This is a genomic window from Sporolactobacillus sp. STSJ-5 (assembly GCF_024385605.1).
Taxonomy (GTDB): domain Bacteria; phylum Bacillota; class Bacilli; order Bacillales; family Sporolactobacillaceae; genus Sporolactobacillus.
This window is the reverse complement of sequence record NZ_JANFOJ010000042.1, coordinates 1-1,891: the sequence shown is the minus strand read 5'-3', so window position 1 is coordinate 1,891 and position 1,891 is coordinate 1. Positions and strand designations below refer to the sequence as shown.

At 48.2% G+C, this 1,891-nt stretch carries 1 protein-coding gene; it reads right to left on the bottom strand.

What is annotated here, in order from left to right; genetic code table 11:
• Positions 1-49: 49 nt before the first annotated feature.
• Positions 50-1,378, bottom strand: a complete 1,329-nt coding sequence (ltrA, locus tag NOM01_RS17000; protein ID WP_255749775.1) for a group II intron reverse transcriptase/maturase — start codon at positions 1,376-1,378, stop codon at positions 50-52.
• Positions 1,379-1,891: the final 513 nt, after the last annotated feature.

Here is a 1,891-nt window from a genome sequence, read left to right as displayed (position 1 = left end):
CGGAACCGTGCGTGCGCTATTTACGCACACGGCTCTTCTTGTTCATGGTTCACAGAATGTAGCTCAGCTCCGACCGAAGTTGATAAATATTGACCTTGATTCGCGGTTGCGGCAGAGGGAAGCGTTTGAGAAATTGATTAAATTTTTCCCATGTGAACGATCGTTTCTGGCTCCTTCTGTTTAACCATTTATACAACAACCGAATCACCTGCAATCGAAAAGCGCTCACGCTTAGACTGTTATCGGTGATACAATAGTAGTTGTAATAGCCGGTCAATGACCTCTTGAGCCGATCCATGATGAAGTCAATCTCTTGGGTCCGATGGCCTTTCAGCCACTGCGAATAGGCTTTGAGTTTGGCACCCACTTTCTTTCGGCTGCTTTTCCTCTTGACTCGAAAATGTCCGCTTTTACTTTGCCCACAATAATGGGTGAATCCCAGGAAGTCAAAAGTCTTTGGCTTCCTGTTTCCATTTCTCTTGGCATTTTCCTGAGCGAATCGTCCGAAAGGGATGATCCTCGCTTTCTCCTCCGCAAGCGCCAAGTTAAATTTTTCTAGGCGCCGCTTCAGATCGCAATAGAATCGTTGGGCTTCCTGTTTATACTGAAAACAACAGACAAAGTCATCGGCATAGCGCACCAGATAAGCCTGTCCCTGGCACTGTTTCTTCACCGCTTTCGTAAACCATAGGTCAATCACATAGTGCAGATAGACGTTAGCTAGGATCGGCGAGATCAGTCCGCCTTGCGGCGTCCCTTGTTCGCTTGCGTGCCAAGTTTCCTTCTCCATGTAACCCGCTTTTAGAAAACGGGCAATGAGCCTCAGAAAGCTTGGATCCTTGATCCGTAGCTTGAGAAAACGCATCATCCATTGATGGTCGACATGATCGAAAAAGCCCCTGATGTCCACATCAACAATGTAGTTCGTGTACTTCTTTTCAATGAAGACATTCAGGACTTTAAGTGCATCATGGCAGTTCCTATTTGGGCGGAAACCGAAGGAACAGTTAAGAAAGTCTTGCTCATAGATGGCATTAAGGATCTTCGCCAGACCCCGCTGAACAATTTTATCCTCATAGGCAGGGATGCCCAGTGGGCGTTTCTTCTTTGTTCCCGGTTTATCAATATATGTCCGCCGGACAGGGAGCGGCCGATAGCTTTTCTGCTTCAGGCGCTTATCCAGATCGGCAAGGTGTTCATCAAGATGTTCTTGATAGCTTGCCTTCGTCATCTGATCGATGCCCGCTGCTTTGTTTCCCTGCAGTTCCCGGTGACAGACCCTCAATTCCTCTACGCTCAATAAATGAGCCAGAGAGGTGAAGGCCATCTTCGGATTTTCCTTCGCTAGCTCTGCTATTCTTACCTGTTTTGTAGTCATCTCTACTGTCACCTCTGTGTGTGCCGATGTGTCCCAGATAAGATTCATAAACAAGGGAAAACACCTTCCCTCAACCGGCATTACCCGATATCATGGGTACTATGTGCTTCCTCCGACTTCCCAGCAGACATTTAACGTCCTTACATTTGATTGCTTGGTTCGCTATACTTTCTTTCGAAAGACCCGCTGGGATCTCCCGAGTTGCCGTACCTTATTGATGCTCAGCGTGCCATGGTCTCTGACCCCGGGGAACCCCCAGACCTCTTGCCTTAACGATGTCTGGCGTGTTGCCTTCTGGAAGTATAACGCCATCGGCATTCCCATTTCATAAGTTTTCGAGGCTCAATCCCTTCAACCACTTGGCTTACGGCCCACTGGCTCGCTGTCTACGCTTAAAAACCAAAGTTGCCTTTCGTTCTCCAAGACTCGCTACGGATGAGTGGCTAGCTCTTTTCCGACGGGCTTCCCACCCGCTATAAGGCACGACCTTGCTCGGTCGCTCTATACTTTCTT

Bases quoted from the DNA above. Each gene is read 5' to 3' on its own strand.
- ltrA (WP_255749775.1), bottom strand. From the start codon at position 1,378: ATGACTACAAAACAGGTAAGAATAGCAGAGCTAGCGAAGGAAAATCCG.